This window comes from Leifsonia xyli subsp. cynodontis DSM 46306, assembly GCF_000470775.1.
Taxonomy (GTDB): Bacteria; Actinomycetota; Actinomycetes; order Actinomycetales; family Microbacteriaceae; genus Leifsonia; species Leifsonia cynodontis.
The window spans coordinates 2,455,303-2,472,546 of record NC_022438.1 but is presented as its reverse complement, the minus strand read 5'-3'; the positions used below and the strand labels follow the sequence as shown (position 1 = coordinate 2,472,546).

At 65.2% G+C, this 17,244-nt stretch carries 14 protein-coding genes and 2 rRNA genes; 13 read left to right on the top strand and 3 right to left on the bottom strand.

The window, feature by feature from the left end; all coding sequences use genetic code 11:
• Positions 1 to 132 precede the first annotated feature (132 nt).
• The 4 genes from O159_RS11870 to O159_RS11855 all read left to right on the top strand — a co-directional run bounded on the left by O159_RS11870 (position 133) and on the right by O159_RS11855 (position 6,286).
• Positions 133 to 3,245: ribosomal RNA gene (locus O159_RS11870) — 23S ribosomal RNA — on the top strand.
• A 134-nt stretch (positions 3,246 to 3,379) separates the two neighbouring features.
• Positions 3,380 to 3,496: ribosomal RNA gene (gene rrf / locus O159_RS11865) — 5S ribosomal RNA — on the top strand.
• Positions 3,497 to 4,467: 971 nt separating this feature from the next.
• Entirely contained in the window at positions 4,468 to 5,289 is an 822-nt protein-coding gene (locus O159_RS11860; RefSeq protein WP_021756018.1) for a hypothetical protein, read from the top strand.
• On the top strand, positions 5,267 to 6,286 hold the full coding sequence (locus tag O159_RS11855) for an HAD-IIA family hydrolase (protein ID WP_021756017.1): 1,020 nt from the start codon (positions 5,267 to 5,269) through the stop codon (positions 6,284 to 6,286). The genes O159_RS11860 and O159_RS11855 overlap by 23 nt, the downstream gene beginning before the upstream one ends.
• A 4-nt stretch (positions 6,287 to 6,290) precedes the next feature.
• Here O159_RS11855 and O159_RS11850 read toward each other — a convergent pair whose 3' ends face one another.
• Positions 6,291 to 7,283: an o-succinylbenzoate synthase gene (locus O159_RS11850; protein WP_043993767.1), complete on the bottom strand. Its 993-nt coding sequence runs from the start codon at positions 7,281 to 7,283 to the stop codon at positions 6,291 to 6,293.
• Positions 7,284 to 7,339: 56 nt separating this feature from the next.
• Here O159_RS11850 and O159_RS11845 point away from each other — a divergent pair, with 56 nt between their 5' ends.
• The 3 genes from O159_RS11845 to O159_RS11835 are packed head-to-tail and all read left to right on the top strand — an operon-like array spanning position 7,340 to position 10,560.
• Positions 7,340 to 8,251 carry a 1,4-dihydroxy-2-naphthoyl-CoA synthase gene (locus tag O159_RS11845; RefSeq protein ID WP_021756015.1) on the top strand — a complete coding sequence of 304 codons (912 nt, stop codon included), beginning with the start codon at positions 7,340 to 7,342 and terminating at the stop codon, positions 8,249 to 8,251.
• 12 nt (positions 8,252 to 8,263) lie between these two features.
• Entirely contained in the window at positions 8,264 to 9,550 is a 1,287-nt protein-coding gene (locus tag O159_RS11840; RefSeq protein WP_081689895.1) for an AMP-binding protein, read from the top strand.
• 26 nt (positions 9,551 to 9,576) lie between these two features.
• The gene (locus O159_RS11835) at positions 9,577 to 10,560 is read left to right on the top strand and encodes a 1,4-dihydroxy-2-naphthoate polyprenyltransferase (protein ID WP_043993766.1); all 984 of its coding nucleotides are present in this window, start codon (positions 9,577 to 9,579) and stop codon (positions 10,558 to 10,560) included.
• A gap of 70 nt (positions 10,561 to 10,630) precedes the next feature.
• On the opposite strand, the gene O159_RS11830 is transcribed toward O159_RS11835, so the two are convergent.
• Positions 10,631 to 10,954 carry a DUF4229 domain-containing protein gene (locus tag O159_RS11830; protein ID WP_021756012.1) on the bottom strand — a complete coding sequence of 108 codons (324 nt, stop codon included), beginning with the start codon at positions 10,952 to 10,954 and terminating at the stop codon, positions 10,631 to 10,633.
• A gap of 42 nt (positions 10,955 to 10,996) precedes the next feature.
• On the opposite strand from O159_RS11830, the gene O159_RS11825 reads away from it, so the two are divergent.
• The 6 genes from O159_RS11825 (at position 10,997) to O159_RS11805 (ending at position 16,489) form a co-directional block, all read left to right on the top strand.
• Positions 10,997 to 11,356, top strand: coding sequence for a PLD nuclease N-terminal domain-containing protein (locus O159_RS11825; RefSeq protein ID WP_021756011.1), 360 nt, complete (start codon positions 10,997 to 10,999; stop codon positions 11,354 to 11,356).
• The gene (gene menD, locus O159_RS11820; RefSeq protein ID WP_021756010.1) at positions 11,349 to 13,127 is read left to right on the top strand and encodes a 2-succinyl-5-enolpyruvyl-6-hydroxy-3-cyclohexene-1-carboxylic-acid synthase; all 1,779 of its coding nucleotides are present in this window, start codon (positions 11,349 to 11,351) and stop codon (positions 13,125 to 13,127) included. Before O159_RS11825 ends, menD begins: the two co-directional genes overlap by 8 nt.
• 86 nt (positions 13,128 to 13,213) lie before the next feature.
• On the top strand, positions 13,214 to 14,167 hold the full coding sequence (locus O159_RS11815; RefSeq protein ID WP_043993765.1) for a DNA-3-methyladenine glycosylase family protein: 954 nt from the start codon (positions 13,214 to 13,216) through the stop codon (positions 14,165 to 14,167).
• A gap of 204 nt (positions 14,168 to 14,371) precedes the next feature.
• Positions 14,372 to 14,908 carry a tyrosine-type recombinase/integrase gene (locus O159_RS16920; protein WP_407929768.1) on the top strand — a complete coding sequence of 179 codons (537 nt, stop codon included), beginning with the start codon at positions 14,372 to 14,374 and terminating at the stop codon, positions 14,906 to 14,908.
• Positions 14,796 to 15,761, top strand: coding sequence for a tyrosine-type recombinase/integrase (locus O159_RS11810; RefSeq protein WP_169725703.1), 966 nt, complete (start codon positions 14,796 to 14,798; stop codon positions 15,759 to 15,761). Before O159_RS16920 ends, O159_RS11810 begins: the two co-directional genes overlap by 113 nt.
• Positions 15,762 to 15,934: 173 nt before the next feature.
• On the top strand, positions 15,935 to 16,489 hold the full coding sequence (locus tag O159_RS11805) for a hypothetical protein (protein ID WP_021756007.1): 555 nt from the start codon (positions 15,935 to 15,937) through the stop codon (positions 16,487 to 16,489).
• On the opposite strand, the gene O159_RS14740 is transcribed toward O159_RS11805, so the two are convergent.
• Complete coding sequence (locus O159_RS14740) at positions 16,458 to 17,192, bottom strand: hypothetical protein (RefSeq protein ID WP_144267703.1); 735 nt, start codon at positions 17,190 to 17,192, stop codon at positions 16,458 to 16,460. The genes O159_RS11805 and O159_RS14740 overlap by 32 nt on opposite strands.
• Positions 17,193 to 17,244: the final 52 nt, after the last annotated feature.

The window sequence follows — 17,244 nt, the reverse complement described above, 5'->3', positions numbered from 1 at the left end:
CTTAGATTCGAACCTTCGGGTTCGGATCACAAAAGATGATCACAGTACTTTCGAGTACTGATTAGATCATTGGTCAATCTGCGTCGAATCTACTTCGATAGAGGAGACGCCGATCGATTCAAACTCATGTGATTTCAAGTTTCTAAGAGCAAACGGTGGATGTCTTGGCATCTGGAGCCGAAGAAGGACGTAGTAATCTGCGATAAGCCTCGGGGAGTTGATAAACGAACTTTGATCCGAGGATTTCCGAATGGGGAAACCCCGCTGGGCCCGCAAGGTGACCCAGTGACTCCCGCCTGAATATATAGGGCGGGTAGAGGGAACGTGGGGAAGTGAAACATCTCAGTACCCACAGGAAGAGAAAGCAAAAGCGATTCCGTTAGTAGTGGCGAGCGAAACCGGAAGAGGCTAAACCGATCATGTGTGATAGCCGGCAGGCGTTGCATGGTCGGGGTTGCGGGACTTTTCTGCTGCTTCTGCCGAACAGCAAGCGTTACAGAGGATCATAGGTGAATGGCATTGAAAGGCCAGTCATAGAGGGTGCCAACCCCGTAACCGAAATGGTCCAATGGCGCGAAGAGTATCCCAAGTAGCACGGGGCCCGAGAAATCCCGTGTGAATCTGTCAGGACCACCTGATAAGCCTAAATACTCCCAGATGACCGATAGCGGACAAGTACCGTGAGGGAAAGGTGAAAAGTACCCCGGGAGGGGAGTGAAATAGTACCTGAAACCGTTTGCTTACAAACCGTTGGAGCCTCCTTGTAGGGGTGACAGCGTGCCTTTTGAAGAATGAGCCTGCGAGTTAGCGATATGTGGCGAGGTTAACCCGTGAGGGGTAGCCGTAGTGAAAGCGAGTCTGAATAGGGCGATTCAGTCGCATGTCCTAGACCCGAAGCGAAGTGATCTATCCATGGCCAGGTTGAAGCGACGGTAAGACGTCGTGGAGGACCGAACCCACTTAGGTTGAAAACTGAGGGGATGAGCTGTGGATAGGGGTGAAAGGCCAATCAAACTTCGTTATAGCTGGTTCTCTCCGAAATGCATTTAGGTGCAGCGTTGCGTGTTTCTTGCCGGAGGTAGAGCTACTGGATGGCCGATGGGCCCCAAAAGGTTACTGACGTCAGCCAAACTCCGAATGCCGGTAAGTGAGAGCGCAGCAGTGAGACGGTGGGGGATAAGCTTCATCGTCGAGAGGGAAACAACCCAGACCACCAACTAAGGTCCCTAAGCGCGTGCTAAGTGGGAAAGGATGTGGAGTTGCACAGACAACCAGGAGGTTGGCTTAGAAGCAGCCACCCTTGAAAGAGTGCGTAATAGCTCACTGGTCAAGTGATTCCGCGCCGACAATGTAACGGGGCTCAAGCACGCCACCGAAGTTGTGGCATTGGCATTATTGGTAGGCCTTCGTGGTCCAGCCGTGTTGATGGGTAGGAGAGCGTCGTGTGGCGAGTGAAGCGGCGGTGTGAACCAGCCGTGGACGCCACACGAGTGAGAATGCAGGCATGAGTAGCGAAAGACGGGTGAGAAACCCGTCCTCCGAAAGACCAAGGGTTCCAGGGCCAGGCTAATCCGCCCTGGGTAAGTCGGGACCTAAGGCGAGGCCGACAGGCGTAGTCGATGGACAACGGGTTGATATTCCCGTACCGGCGAAGAACCGTTCAAGCTAATCCAGTGGTGCTAAGAGTCCTAATCCTGGACACCGATCCCTTCGGGGTGACGGTCCAGGCCTAACGCTCGATCCCATGCTGGTGCGGCTAGCGTATTAACAGGTGTGACGCAGGAAGGTAGCTGTACCGGGCGGTGGTTGTCCCGGGGTAAGGATGTAGGGCGAGAGATAGGCAAATCCGTCTCTCACATAGCCTGAGATCTTATGCATAGCCGTCAAGGCGAATTCAGTGATCCTATGCTGCCAAGAAAAGCATCGACGCGAGGTTCTAGCCGCCCGTACCCCAAACCGACTCAGGTGGTCAGGTAGAGAATACTAAGGAGATCGAGAGAATCGTGGTTAAGGAACTCGGCAAAATGCCCCCGTAACTTCGGGAGAAGGGGGGCCTGAGGCGTGAAAGGACTTGCTCCTGAAGCGTTTGAAGGCCGCAGAGACCAGTGGGAAGCGACTGTTTACTAAAAACACAGGTCCGTGCCAAGTCGCAAGACGATGTATACGGACTGACGCCTGCCCGGTGCTGGAAGGTTAAGAGGAAGGGTTAGCTTCGGCGAAGCTCAGAATTTAAGCCCCAGTAAACGGCGGTGGTAACTATAACCATCCTAAGGTAGCGAAATTCCTTGTCGGGTAAGTTCCGACCTGCACGAATGGCGTAACGACTTCCCAGCTGTCTCAACCGCGAACTCGGCGAAATTGCACTACGAGTAAAGATGCTCGTTACGCGCAGCAGGACGGAAAGACCCCGTGACCTTTACTATAGTTTGGTATTGGTGTTCGGTGTGGCTTGTGTAGGATAGGTGGGAGACTTTGAATCGGGCACGCCAGTGTTCGTGGAGTCATTGTTGAAATACCACTCTGGTCACTCTGGATATCTAACTTAGAACCGTAATCCGGTTCAGGGACAGTGCCTGATGGGTAGTTTAACTGGGGCGGTTGCCTCCCAAAAAGTAACGGAGGCGCCCAAAGGTTCCCTCAACCTGGTTGGCAATCAGGTGTCGAGTGTAAGTGCATAAGGGAGCTTGACTGTGAGACTGACAAGTCGAGCAGGGACGAAAGTCGGGACTAGTGATCCGGCAGTGGCTTGTGGAAGCGCTGTCGCTCAACGGATAAAAGGTACCTCGGGGATAACAGGCTGATCTTGCCCAAGAGTCCATATCGACGGCATGGTTTGGCACCTCGATGTCGGCTCGTCGCATCCTGGGGCTGGAGTAGGTCCCAAGGGTTGGGCTGTTCGCCCATTAAAGCGGTACGCGAGCTGGGTTTAGAACGTCGTGAGACAGTTCGGTCCCTATCCGCTGCGCGCGCAGGAAATTTGAGAGGATCTGACCCTAGTACGAGAGGACCGGGTTGGACGAACCTCTGGTGTGCCAGTTGTTCCGCCAGGAGCACCGCTGGTTAGCTACGTTCGGGATGGATAACCGCTGAAAGCATCTAAGCGGGAAGCCGGCCTCAAGATGAGATTTCCATGCCTTCGGGCGAGAGGCTCCCAGCTAGACTACTGGGTTGATAGGCCGGATGTGGAAGTGGGGACTAACGACCCATGGAGCTGACCGGTACTAATAAGCCGATAACTTGCTAATCACCACTCTCATAGGAGTTGTAAGGCAGCTATGAGGGGCCTGAGATTGCACGCGTCCACTATGTGGTTCTCGATGTACGGTCGAGAACTGATTCAAGCGAAGCTTGATCGTTCACTTTGATACATCAATAGTGTTTCGGCGGCCATAGCGAGAGGGAAACGCCCGGTCACATTCCGAACCCGGAAGCTAAGACTCTCTGCGCCGATGGTACTGCAGGGGGGACCCTGTGGGAGAGTAGGACACCGCCGGACTTCTTTGTGAGATGGCCACCCAGTGATGGGTGGCCATTTCGCTTTAACAGGTCATTTTCTCGCGGGCAGCTGCTCGTGAAGCACGCACGTAGGCCGGGGACCGATCCTCGGCATCGACAGGAGAAGCCGTGAGCGACACCCCGGCAGACGACGGTACGAACGCACGGGCGCGGTGCAACAGCGGCAAAAGCGCCGGCCACGGTGACGCGCGCCTCGGCGGCACCGGCGCGAAGAACGCTGGCCCGACTCGTGGCAATGATGCGGCGGCCGGTCGTGGCGACCGGTCGGGAACATCTCGGACAGGCTCCGGTGAGGGGAAGCCGCCTTTCCGCGCGAAGCGTTCGGCCGGTAGCCGGCAGCCCTCCCGGGGCGAGCGTTCGGGTGAGAGGAAGCCGTATCGCTCTGAGCGTTCCGGGAAGGGGACTTCTTCGTATCGCGGTGATCGTTCGGATGCCGGGAAGCCGTATCGGCATGAGCGTCCCGGGGAGGGGAAGCAGCCTTTCCGGGGCGAAGGCTCCGGTGGCGGAAAGCCTTCTCACCGCGGCGACCGTGGTGGAAGACCGTCTCCTCGAGGTGAGCGTTCGCGCGAGGAGAAGCCGGCGTATCGCCGTGAGCGTGCCGGTGAAGGCAAGCTGGCTTATCGCGGTGGCCGTGCTGGCACGAGCGATTCTGCGGGTGCGCGCGCCGATCGTTTCGGCGACGGCAACGACCGCGGACGCGACGGCCGTCCTGCCCGGAACGGTCAGCGGGCGGAACGGGACGATCGCCGCGGTGGTTACGGCGTTCGCGATCGCGACGCGCAGCCCTCACGGGGCGGGCGCTCTTCCGACGGCGGTCGCCTCCACGCATCCCGTGCGGCTCAGGGGCGTCGCGACGATGAGCGTCTGTGGACAAAGGGGGGACGTCCCGCTCGCGGTGATTGGTCCGCCCAGGACACCGCGCTCACACCTGAGCAGGAGAGAGCGCGCGAGTTGCGCTCCATCCGTCCGCGGCACGATGACCCCGACCTGCCGCATGACATCGAGGCACGCGACCTCGACAAGGGGGCTCGCGTCGAACTCAAGACATTGAGCAAAGACAACGCGGAGTGGGTGGCGCGGCACCTCGTGATGGTTTCGCGGGTCATCGAGGAAGACCCGGTGCTTGCCCACCGTCATGCGCTCTCGGCGGCACGGCGCGCCGGGCGCATCGGTGTCGTGCGTGAGACGCTCGCGATCACGGCCTACGCGACTGGTGACTTCGCGCTGGCCCTTCGCGAACTGAGGACCTACCGGCGGATCACGGGCTCCAACGACCAGCTGCCTCTGATGGTCGACAGCGAGCGGGGCGTCGGGCGCCCTGACCGCGCGCTCGAGCTCGGGCGTTCTGTGGACCGTGCGACGCTCCCCAGCGCTGTACAGGTCTCCCTCGCCATCGCAATGTCGGGCGCGCGCCTGGACCAGGAGCAGCCGGAGGCGGCGCTCGCTGAGCTTGAGATCCCACAGCTGGACCCGGACCGCGCGTTCAACTGGAGCCCGGATCTGTTTCACGCTTATGCGGAAGTGCTGGAGGAGCTCGGGCGTGCCGAGCAGGCGGCATTCTGGCGTGGGTACGCGGAGCGGGCGGCAGCGGCATTGGCGGAAGCTCATGCGGGCGATGAGCTTGAGACCATCACTGTGGTCGAGGAGGAGTGCCGGATCGAGGGTCTCGACGCGATCCAGGACGAGGGCGCGAGCGACGGAGCCGACGGTGGCGTGGTCGAGGCGGGAGCGCAGGAGGGGGAGCCGGGCGATGGCGTTGTTCCGGAGGAATGAGAACAGTGTTTCGCCGCTGGACGGCCGCGATCTGATCCTGGCGGATCTGGACGGTGTCGTCTACAAGGGGCCGGATGCGATCCCGCATGCGGTCGAGAGCCTGAATCACGCGGCAAAAACCACACGAGTCGGTTACATCACGAACAACGCTTCCCGGACAGATGCGTCGGTCGCCGGGCATCTGACCGAACTCGGTCTTCGGGTCGAGCCCACGGATGTCGTGACTTCGCCGCAGGCGGCCGTGCGGCTCCTGAGCCAGCAGGTGCCGCCCGGCGCGACCGTCCTCGTCGTCGGCGGCGACGGGCTGGTGGATGAGGTCCGCAAGGGCGGCTTCGGCATCACCCGCTCTGCCGAGGACGACCCGGCGGCGGTGATCCAGGGTTTCGCACCCGATGTGGGATGGACGCAGCTCGCCGAGGCGGCGTTCGCGCTCCAGGGTCGAACCGATGCCGAGCGACCTTGGATCGCCACGAACACCGACTGGACCATCCCGGTGGCTCGCGGGGTCGCGCCCGGAAACGGCACTCTCGTCTCGGCTGTGCATACGGCGGTTGGGCGCCTGCCGATCGTGGCGGGCAAACCGGAGGTGGCCATCTTCGCGGAGGCGGTGGCGCGCTTCGCTGCGGCGAGACCGCTTTTCATCGGTGACCGCCTCGACACCGATGTGCTCGGTGCGAACCGGGCCGGAATCGACTCCGTGCTGGTGCTGACGGGGATCGACCGGGCCAAGCAGCTGATCGCGGCGGATGCAGAATCGCGGCCGACCTACATCCTGGACGATTTGCGTGGGCTCGCACAGCCGTATCCGGTCATGAAGGTGGCCCGGAGCGGTGCTGTGAGCGTGGGCGACGCGACGGTGACGATCGACGGCAACGATGTCCGCATCCTGAAATCGGGCAGCGACGAGCTGAACCTGCTGCGTGCGGCGTGCGCGGCGATCTGGAACTCGGGGCGTGCCATCTACGGTCTCGACGTGCCCGATCAGCTGTACGTCTGAGCAGTCAGCCCGCGAGTGCATGTTCGAGCTGCCCGTAGCAACGGCGGACACGGTTCCGCCACCATTCCCGGCGCTCGGCGGGTGCGGCCAGTTCTGCGAGCCGGTCCGGGGCGATCACCGGACGCGTGACGGGGATGCTGCCGTCGACCGGGAGCAGGGGATCGACGGCGACATCCCGCTCGAACATCGCGACCGTGCCGAGTCCGCAATCGAATCGGAGCTCCGGAACGGCAGCGGCGAGGTGAGCGCCCATCGCGACACCGACTGACGTGTCGATCGCGCTGGAGACGACGACCGGGAGACCGGCGGCCTCGACGATCCGCAGAGCGGAATGGATGCCGCCCAGCGGCTGCGCTTTCACGACCAGCAGGTCGGCCGCTCCCGCACGGGCGACGGCGAGCGGGTCGTCTGCCCTGCGGACGCTTTCGTCGGCGGCGATCGGGATGCCCATGTACGCGGTGCGCCGACGGATTTCGGCCAGCTCTTCCACGGACGGACAGGGCTGCTCGACGTATTCGAGGTCGAACGGGGCGAGTGCATGGATGGCGTGCTCGGCGTCATCCACGTTCCACAAGGCGTTAGCGTCGATGCGGAGGCGGCCTTCGGGGCCGAGGCGCTCGCGGACGGCGCGGACGCGGGAGATGTCGTCGGCGAGGGTCTGGCCGGGCTCGGCGACCTTGACCTTCGCCGTGCGCGAGCCCGGGTAGCGCGACAGGACCCTCGGCACCTCTCCCGCCGCGACGGCCGGAACCGTGGCGTTGACGGGGATGCGCTCGCGCACTGCCGGTGGTGTGGCGCGCCAGCCGAAGTCGATCGCGGCGTGCAGCCAGGCGGCTGACTCGGCATCGTCGTACTCGGTGAACGGGGAGAACTCCGTCCAGCCCTGAGGGCCCTCGAAAAGCACCGCCTCGCGGGCAGCGATGCCGCGGAATCTGCCGGTCATCGGAAGGCGGACGACGTGAGAAGTCGCTAACAGGTCGGCTAGCTCGGGCATCATTCCACAAGTTTCCCACGAGCCCCTTGCGCCGGGACGGGCCACCGTAGGCTGTCTTCATGGCAGCGGCAGTATCAGAGACTTTCGACCCGCGAGAGTGGGCCGATGTCCCCGGTTTCGGGGGGCTCACCGACATCACCTACCACCACGACGTGAGCGGGCGTGTGGCGCGTGTGGCGTTCGACCGTCCCGAGGTCCGCAATGCGTTCCGGCCTCACACGGTGGACGAACTTCATGCCGCCCTGGACGATGCGCGCACGAACCCGCGCATCGGGGTGGTGCTCCTCACCGGCAACGGCCCGAGTCCGAAAGACGGCGGGTGGGCGTTCTGCTCGGGCGGCGATCAGCGCATCCGCGGGCGGGACGGCTACAAGTACGCGGACGGCGAGACCTCGGCGGGTATCGACGCGGCGCGGAGTGGACGTCTGCACATCCTGGAGGTGCAGCGGCTCATCCGCTTCATGCCCAAAGTGGTCATCGCCGTCGTGCCCGGGTGGGCCGCCGGCGGGGGGCACTCGCTCCACGTCGTGTGCGATTTGACGATCGCCAGTGAGGAACACGGGCGGTTCAAGCAGACGGATGCGGATGTCGGCTCGTTCGACGCCGGATACGGCAGCGCGTACTTCGCCCGCCAGGTGGGGCAGAAGTTCGGGCGCGAGGTCTTCTTCCTGGCACGCGAGTACTCGGCACGGCGTGCTTACGAGATGGGGGCGGTCAACGCGGTGGTGCCCCATGCCGCGTTGGAGACCACCGCACTCGACTGGGCGCGCGAGATCCTGACGAAGTCGCCGACAGCGATCAGGATGCTGAAGTTCGCCTTCAACGCGGTGGACGACGGGATGGTCGGGCAGCAGGTGTTCGCCGGAGAGGCGACGCGGCTCGCTTATGGGACCGACGAGGCTGTCGAGGGGCGCGACGCTTTCCTTGAGAAGAGGGAGCCCGACTGGTCGCCGTTCCCCTGGCAGTACTGAGGTCACGCAACGATGAGACCGCTCAGGGTGCTGGACGCCGGCCGGCCGGCCGCTGTGCTCGTCGCGTTGCGGGCCGCGTTGAGCGAAGGGGGGCCAGCGGTTCTGCCTCGGGACGGTGGGGCGCAGGGGGGAAGACCTGCCGGCGATGGGGCGCCCGTCGAGGGCACGGTCGCGCAGAGTGTCGCTCTGGTGATCGAGACGTCGGGGTCGACCGGGCCGCCGAAGCGGGTGGCCCTGTCGGCGGATGCGCTCCTCGCGAGTGCGGCGGCTTCAGCCGGGGCGATGGGAGGCCAGGGACAGTGGCTGCTGGCGCTGCCGGTACACTACGTCGCGGGCGTTCAGGTTCTCGTGCGGTCGCTGGCGGCGCAGACCGAGCCGGTCTGTGTCGAGGAGGGGCGTTTCGAGGCGGAGCGGTTCGCGCGGGCGGCGGACCGGCTCGACCATGACCTCCGCTACACCTCGCTGGTGCCGGTGCAGCTCGCCCGGCTGATGGACGCCATCGAGGGCGGCTCGCGGACCGTCGCGGAGGCGGTTCGCCGATTCGACGGGATTCTGGTCGGGGGACAGGCGCTCGATCCGCGGCTGCGGGAGAGGGCGGTGACGGCGGGTGCGCGCATCCTGAGCACCTACGGGTCCAGCGAGACGGCGGGAGGGTGCGTCTACGACGGTGCGCCGATCGGGACCACGCTCGTGCGCGAGGTCGCCGGGACGCTCGAGGTCAGCGGGCCGTCGCTGGCCGAGGGGTACCTGGGGGAGCCGGAGCGGACGGCGGCGGTGTTCCACGAGCAGGAGGGGGTGCGCTGGTACCGAACGGGGGACCTGGGCAGTGTGGTCGATGGACGGGTGCGGGTGCGGGGGCGCGCGGACAACGTGATCATCTCCGGTGGGGAGAAGGTGCTGCTCGACGCGGTCGAACGGGTGGTCCGGGAGAGGCCGGGATATGAGGCGGCCGTCGTGGTCGGTGCGGCGGACGCGGAGTGGGGTCAGGTGCCGGTGGTCGTGGTCGGAGGAGGGACGGGGGAACGCGGTGTGGTCACCGCGAGAGGGGCTGGCGGCAGCGGCAGCAGCAGTGAATCCACGGTGGAGGATATGGAGGATATGGAGGATATGGAGGATATGGAGGGTGGGGAGGAACTGACTGCGCTGCGGGCGAGCGTGGCGCGGAGCCTCGGCCGGGCCGCCGCTCCGTCGCGGATCCTCCGGGTGCGGGAGCTGCCCCGATTGGGCAGCGGCAAGCCGGATCGGCCCAGAATCGGGAGGATCGCCGCGGGCAGCGGCGACTCGGGAACGGAGGCATAGCCGATCTTGTTACGATTCGCTCTGTGATGAGTCAGAACAAGCCTGGAATGCAGCGGATGGCGCCACCCCCGGCGCGCGGACCACGCGGTGGGAAGAGTGGACGCCCGGGAGCCGCGGCCGCAGCGGTGAGGCCGGCGACGGGCCGGGACTGGATCGCCGGGGCACGGTTGCGGACGCTCCCACTGGCGATCGCTCCCGTTCTCATCGGTGTGGGGGCGGCGAAGGTCGCAGAAGGGCCAGGCGTCTGGCATCCTGTGCGGTCGCTGCTGTGTCTCGCGGTCGCCGTTCTGCTCCAGATCGGCGTGAACTACGCAAACGACTACTCCGACGGCATCCGCGGCACAGACCAGTTCCGGGTGGGGCCGGGGCGGCTCACGGGGTCGGGGAAGGCCGCACCACGCAGAGTTCTGACGCTTGCCCTCGTCTTCTTCGGGCTCGCGGCACTCGCGGGACTGGCGCTCGTCGTCCTCACGCAGCACTGGTGGGTCCTGCTTGTGGGAACGGCCGCCATCGCCGCGGCCTGGTTCTACACCGGGGGAAAGCGGCCGTATGGCTATTACGGGCTCGGAGAGGTGTTCGTTTTCCTCTTCTTCGGGCTGGTCGCGACCGCCGGGACGACGTACATGCTGGCGGGGGTCATCAACCAGGAGTCCTGGTTCGGGGCGGTCATCGCGGGGCTCATCGCGTGCTCGGTGCTGATGGTGAACAACATCCGGGACATCGAACCGGATCGCCTCGCGAAGAAGCGGACGCTGGCTGTGCTCCTCGGCGATGTCGCGTCGCGGATCGTGTTCTGTGTGCTCGTTCTGGTGGCGTTCGCGATCCTCGGCGTGCTCGCGCTGCTCTACCCGATCGCGTGGTTTGGGATGTTCGCGCTGCTCGCGGCGCTGCCGGCGTGCGTCATCACCCTGTTCGCCAAGACCGCGCGGGAGCTGGTGACCGCCCTCCAGCTCACGAGCCTGACGGGGCTGCTGGTCGCGATCGCACTGGGACTCGCCTACGCGTTCTGACCATGCGGGGTGCCTGACCACGCGGGTCGGCTCTGAGCTCCCGGGGAGACCGGGGCCGTCCCGCCGCCGGTCAAGCGGGTGCGCCGGGCTTCTCTTCCCGGCCGGTGGCGCGGAGCGAACCCAGCGCCTCCTGCGCCGCGTCCACCGCGGCGTCCTCGACGTCGTCGTCCGGGGAGGCGACGGGCTTCTCGCGGTGGCGGGCGGCGTACAGATCGGTGGAGACCGCGTTGCGGGGACGGCTCAGGAAGATGTACGAGAGGCAGAGGCCGATGAGCGCTGCGGCGATCGCGGAAGCCCACCAGATGATGCCGAGCAGAAGCAGGATGACGAGAGGGACGGCGAAGACCAGGAGCCGGAGAGCGCTGTAGGTCAGCCAAGAGGGAATCCGCTTCACCCTCCCAGCTTAGGCACCGACTCTGAGAGTTACGATTGACGCATGGTTCGCCTCTGGATAGTCCTCGGCGTCGCAGCCGCGGTTTTCTGCATCTATTCCTTGGTGGACTGCGCCTTCTTCGACCGGTCGCGGGTGCGCGCCCTCCCCAAGCCTGTCTGGCTGCTTGTGACCGTTGTCTTCCCCATCATCGGCGGCCTCCTGTGGTTCGTCGTCGGCCGGGGCCGGCGGCAGTCGCAGGCGCCGGGGCGCCGGGTGGTCGCACCGGACGACGATCCCGAGTTCCTCGGGAAGCTGCGGTTCGACCACGACCAGGAAGAGCGCATCCGGCAGCTTGAGAAGGAGCTCGCCGACCTGGACGACAAGAACAAGCCCGATGATCAGACCGGCTACCGGGGTGCCTGAGGCGCGGGCGGCGGACGAGCCCGCGCAGCGCATCCCGCGAACCGGAAACCCGGCGACGGACTACGCGCTCGCACTGCTGACACACCTCGTCGGAGCCGGCGTGCGTGACATCGTCATCAGCCCAGGCTCGCGCTCGCAGGCCCTCGCGCTCGCTGCGGCCGAACTCGAGCGGGCGGGCGCCGTCAGGCTGCATGTCCGTCTCGACGAGCGGGTGGGCGGATTCCTCGCGCTCGGGATGGGACGCGAGGCCGGCGCGCCCGCCGTTGTCGTGACGACGAGCGGCACGGCGACGGCCAATCTCCACCCGGCCGTTCTCGAAGCGCACGAGTCCGGGGTGCCGCTCATCGTGCTCACCGCGGACCGGCCCCCGGAGCTTCGCGGCATCCGATCGAGCCAGACGACCCACCAGGACGGCCTGTACGGCGTCGCCGTGCGGCTCGCGGAGGATGTGCCCGCTCCAAGCGGTGGAGAAGAGGATGCCGCGACCGCGGCACGGCTGGCGGTCGAATCCGTGCGCGCAGCCGTTGGCGCGGACACAGCAGACCCGGGACCGGTTCACCTGAACCTCGCCTTCCGAGAGCCGCTCTCCGCCGCAGTGCCGCCGCTGCCCGTGGTGGAACGGGGGGCGCTTCCGGCGCTCGCAGGAGCGCAGACGCTCGGCCGGGAGACGGTCGTGCCCGGCGCCGGCCCGGCCACAGTCGTGATCGCCGGGGCGGATGCCGGTCCAGAAGCCGAGGAGTACGCGCGCGCGGCGGGGTTCCCGCTGCTGGCGGAAGTGAGCAGTGGGTCCCGTTTCGGGCCCAACCTCGTGGTCGCGTACCGGGAGCTGCTGCGGGAACCGGAGTTCGGGGGGCGGGTGCGCCGTGCCGTGGTGTTCGGGCATCCTACGCTCAGCCGCGAAGTGCCTGCCCTGCTGCTGCGCGACGATGTGGAGACGGTCGTGGTCGCGCCGCGCGGACGGCAGGCTTACAACCCGGGGCGGCGCGCGGTCATCGTCGGTGCGGTGCGGCCGGCCGCGGAGGTGGACCCCCGCTCGCCGGATGCGCGGGCCTGGGTGGGACGCTGGGTGTCCGCCAGCCGCAGGCTGATCGAGGCCGCGGAGCGGCTGGCGTCCCCGGACGCCACGGTGCCGGATCTGGCGAAGGCGCGGTCCCCCGACCCTTCCGACGCGCTGGCGTTCGCGCGAACGGAGCTCGCCGCTGTCCGCGCACCGATCACCCGGCCGCTGCTCGCTGAGGCGCTGTGGCGCTACACCTGGCCGCACGATCGGCTGGTGCTCGGCGCGTCCCGCTTGATCCGGGATGCCGACCGCATCGTTCCGGGGAAGAGACTGCGCGTGCATTCCAACCGCGGTCTAGCGGGGATCGACGGCACGATCGCCACGGCCATCGGCGTCGCCCTCGTGAGCCAGGCGGTCGCTGTCGAGACCGGAGCGCTGCCCGGGATCACGCGAGTCCTGCTGGGCGATCTGGCGCTGCTCCACGACGCGGGGGCCCTTCTCGGCGGCTCCGGAGAAGCGCGGCCGAACGTGCAGGTGATCGTCGGGAACGATGGCGGGGGGACGATCTTCGACGGGCTCGAGGTCGCGGCGACCGCGCCGCCGGCCGCATTCGACCGCGTCCTGTGCACGCCGCAGAGGGTGGACATCGCGGCGCTCGCCACCGCGTACGGGTGGGCGCATCGGGTCGCGCGGACCAAGGGCGAACTCGATCAGGCCCTCTCGGCCCCGCCGATGGGGGCCAGTATCCTGGAGGTCCCGCTCGAGCGCTGACCTCCACGGCCGGCGCGCGCCGGCCGCGGGTGGAGACGGCCGGACCGGGAACCCGGACGTCGGAAGTGTGACGTAGCATTCCGACCATGACCGCTCTCCTCTCGGCTGACGCTTGCTCAGGGCCTGCTGTGGAGACGGTGTACCGCCCGGTCGTGCCGGTGGATGTGCCCGCGACGCTCGGGTTCCTCGGCCGGGGCCCGTACGATCCGACGACCCGGTGGGACCGTGACGGGGTGTGGCGAACCTGGCGCACACCGGCGGGTCCGGCGACCGTGCGCGTGCTGCGCCCGGCGTCGGACGGAAGCGTGGCGGCGGCGGCCTGGGGCGCGGGAGCGGAGTGGGCCGTCGCGGCGGTGCCGGGACTGCTGGGGCGCGGCGATGACTGGTCCGGGCTCGAGGTGCGGACGCATCCCCTGCTCCGCGACAGCCTGCGGCGGAACCCGGGCCTGCGCCTGGCGCGGACTGCGCGGACAGTGGAAGCGCTCATCCCGGCGATCATCGAGCAGCGGGTGACGAGTCTCGAAGCCTACCGATCGTGGTCCCGGCTCCTGCGCTGGTATGGCGAACCGGCGCCCGGGCCGGTTCCGGACGGGCTGAGGGTCGTGCCGACATATGAGCAGTGGCGCGGCATCCCGTCGTGGGAGTGGCATCGCGCCGGCGTGGACCCCCGGCGGGTGCGCGCGATCCAGGCCGTGCTGGCGGTCGCGCCGTCGCTGGAACGGGCGACCGAGCGAGCGGCGACGCTGGACGCCGCCGCGGAGGCTCTGCGGACGGTCCCGGGCGTCGGGATCTGGACGACAGCGGAGACGCTGCAACGCTCCCACGCGCACCCCGACCTGGTCAGCGTCGGCGACTACCACCTGGCGCACAACATCGGCGAGGCGCTGACGGGGAGCCGGGTGGACGACGACGCGATGCTGGAATTGCTCGCGCCCTGGGCCGGCCAGCGGCAGCGGATCGTCCGGTTGATCCTGGCGAGCGGATTCCGGTTCCAGCGGCGCGGTCCCCGGATGGCGGTGCAGGACCACCGCTGGAGCTAGCGGGCGGAGGCGTCAGCCGGTCGTACCGTTCCGCTGAGCATAAATGGTATGGTGTTTTGTGGGGTCGCAGTATGTTGGCAAATAGGTCTGAGATCCCCGGATTTATGCGGAAGTGATGGTCTTCGGGGGGTGCATCTGCAAACATAGTTTTTGCGGTTGTATGTGGGGACTTATGTGGGTACCTGGTGAGAATGGTGGGGAGTGATGCCGAAGAAGCGGTCGCCGGGTGAGGGCGGTCTGCACTATGACAGGGCAAAGGGCCTGTGGCGTGGGCGGTATGACGACGGCTTCCACCCTGATGGTCGCCGCCGGCAGCGTGAGGTGTCGGCGCGGACGCAAACTGTCGCGCGTGAGAGGTTGAAGCAGAAGCTTGCGGAGATCGCGGAGTACGGTACGACCTTGGATCGCACGGTGACTGTTGCGGCATGGGCTGAGCACTATGTCGAGACCGATTGTCGGATGAGGCTGAAGCCGAACTCACTCGCGACTACAGAGTCTCTGATGCGCAACTGGATCGTTCCTCTCCTTGGTCGTCGCCGGATCTCGGAGCTGAAACCGTCGGATGTTCGCCTGGTGCATAAGGCCGTCTTCGATGCTGGCCTCGCGACGAGCACCGCGCGTAAGGCGCATGAGATTCTCATGCGGCATGCTCAGCGCCGCGAAGGCCGACGGGCTTGTGACGCGCAACGTCGTGGACGACGTGAAGCCTCCGGAGGTCATCGCGAAGAACCCTCGCGGTAGCCTCAGCACCGAGCAGGCGCTCGCCGTGCTCGCCGCATCCGCGAACGTGGAGGGCACCCGCTGGTGGGTGGCGGTGCTCGATGGCATCCGTCAGTCCGAACGACTCGGAGCCCTGATCGAGGGCCTGGATCTTGACGCGGGGACTCTGCGCGTGGACTGGCAGCTTGAGGAGCTGCGCTCCGAGCACGGTTGCGAGCCACTCGCGGACGGACGGTGGTCGTGTCTGACCAAGCGCGGCTCGTCATGCCCCCAACGCCGGTTCAAGGTGAAACCCTCCCTGGAGTACATCCACCTGTATGGGAGGCTGGCTCTGATCCGACCGAAGTCGGGAAAATCGCGCACGGTTCCTCTCATCCCGCCCGTGGTCGCGGTCCTACGTGAATACCTTGAGGCGACGAAAGACCGCCCGAACCCCTACGGCCTGCTATGGCGGCACGAAGACGGCCGCCCCTACCTCCCGCACGAGGATCAGCAGCTGTGGCGCGACTTGCTGTTCCGAGCTGGTGTCATCAGCCAGGAACAGACGAAACCACCGAAAGACCGAGCACCCGGGACACCCGGTATCCCAACCACACACTGGGCGCGACACACCACCGCGACCGCGCTAATGGAACTCGGCATCGACGCGAAAATCGTGGGAGAGATCGTCGGCCACGTCGACGAGAAAACCCACCCGCCGCTACCAACACGTCTCCTCCCCCGCCGCCCGCGACGCAATGGAACGCCTAGGCACCCACTTCAAAGACGCACTCCACCCGCCCACAAGCTGACAGCCCGACCACCAAACAACACAAGCCAGCATGTCCAAGAACGAGTGGTGATAGCCACAACGGTATCGATGTTCACGGCGTAGCAAGGCGAGGCGATCTGATCCGACCTCGACAAGAAGATCAAGCAGATCACTGACTGCGATCCCCCAGCTATACCAACCTGGGGTCGATCAGCTGGTTTTAACTCGGTCAGTGGCTAGGGCTGTCTCGGGAAGATGTTCACCTTTCAGAGACACTGCTGCAGTAGGCTCCATTCGTGGTGAGTTTCGCGCGGTTCATTTCCACCACCTTTGCAACGTTGAACTTGGCTGTCTTCTTGCTGATTGCGTGCGGTTGGATCGGAGGCTCGCCGCTGGTTGGGCTTGTTGCGGCGATGATAACTGCAGGTGTTCCTGCCGCAGTGATAGCGCTTGGAATAAGGTGCGGGAAACTCCAAAACCGGTTCATACCCGATCGCCGGGCGCGGGTTCTACTCGCTATCATCTCGATCCTTGCTGCGGCCACGGCGCTCTGCGTCCTGCCCATGATGGGAGCGCCCACGCTGGTCTACCGAGCTGTCTTAGCAACCATGCTCGCGGTCGCTGCAGTAGGGATCGTAAGCGCCTGGTGGAAGATTTCTGCTCACACGACGATGGCCAGTCTCGTCGCGGTTGCCGTTTGGAGCTGGACATTTTGGGGAGTCGTGGCCATCGCCGTAGTAGCTGCCGTCGCGACTTCGCGCGTCATCCTGCACGCTCACACGGTCTGGCAGGTGATTGCAGGTGTGGTTCTCGGTGGAGCTATCGGCCTCGCTTTCTTCGTTCTCGCATGAGTTCTGTTCGGCGCACAACCCAAGGTGTCAGGATTCCAGCGGAGAGCAATAGCACCGTCCCCATCTTCAGCAGATTCGAGACGACATGGGTGTAATTGAGGGCAGCCTCACCAGCCCGAACAGGTAAGAACGAGATTGCAGCGATGCATCCGAGACCTATGAGCGCGGCTGATGTTCTGAGAACGGGGGCACCACCAGGGGACAAAGCCGCAGGAAGAAGACACGTCAGAAGAGCGATACAGAGATAGGCAAGGTATGCCTGCCACGTGAGGGCAATAGATCCAGTCTGCGAACGTTTTGCATACGGCGCATTGTGGTCTTTGAAGAAGAATGCCGTGATTGTAAGCCCGGAGGCGACGATGAGCGCCACCCGTCCAGGAATGCCTTTGACTAGCCAGATTGACAGCAGAGAACCGAATCCGCGCGCAGTTACGAGGGCGATGAGGAAGAAGAGGGTGTAGGCCACGGCCCTGAGGATCAGGTTCGGAAGCTGAATCCCTCCTAGTAAAGCGTCAAGCCAATCTACGAACGGGTCAACGTCAAGTAGAACCGCGATCGCAAACAGCAGCGAGACGAGGGTGAGGGTTCTTTTCGACGCACGCTGCACCGGGGGAGTGTTGAACTTGAGTCTTCGCAAGTCGCGTAGGCGCACAACAAAAATAGCCACGCATATGGCCGCCACGACGAGCTTGAGGGCGGTCATCCGAAGTGCTCCATCAGCTGAGCCATGGTTGACATGGCTTTGTCAGGATCAA

Excerpts from the sequence above, each read along its gene's own strand:
- O159_RS11835 (WP_043993766.1), top strand. The coding sequence starts at position 9,577 with ATGAGTCAGAACAAGCCTGGAATGCAGCGGATGGCGCCACCCCCGGCG.
- O159_RS11845 (WP_021756015.1), top strand. The coding sequence starts at position 7,340 with ATGGCAGCGGCAGTATCAGAGACTTTCGACCCGCGAGAGTGGGCCGAT.
- O159_RS11815 (WP_043993765.1), top strand. The coding sequence starts at position 13,214 with ATGACCGCTCTCCTCTCGGCTGACGCTTGCTCAGGGCCTGCTGTGGAG.
- O159_RS11810 (WP_169725703.1), top strand. The coding sequence starts at position 14,796 with ATGAGATTCTCATGCGGCATGCTCAGCGCCGCGAAGGCCGACGGGCTT.
- O159_RS11850 (WP_043993767.1), bottom strand. The coding sequence starts at position 7,283 with ATGATGCCCGAGCTAGCCGACCTGTTAGCGACTTCTCACGTCGTCCGC.
- O159_RS11840 (WP_081689895.1), top strand. The coding sequence starts at position 8,264 with ATGAGACCGCTCAGGGTGCTGGACGCCGGCCGGCCGGCCGCTGTGCTC.
- O159_RS11855 (WP_021756017.1), top strand. The coding sequence starts at position 5,267 with ATGGCGTTGTTCCGGAGGAATGAGAACAGTGTTTCGCCGCTGGACGGC.
- O159_RS16920 (WP_407929768.1), top strand. The coding sequence starts at position 14,372 with ATGCCGAAGAAGCGGTCGCCGGGTGAGGGCGGTCTGCACTATGACAGG.
- O159_RS14740 (WP_144267703.1), bottom strand. The coding sequence starts at position 17,192 with ATGACCGCCCTCAAGCTCGTCGTGGCGGCCATATGCGTGGCTATTTTT.
- O159_RS11825 (WP_021756011.1), top strand. The coding sequence starts at position 10,997 with ATGGTTCGCCTCTGGATAGTCCTCGGCGTCGCAGCCGCGGTTTTCTGC.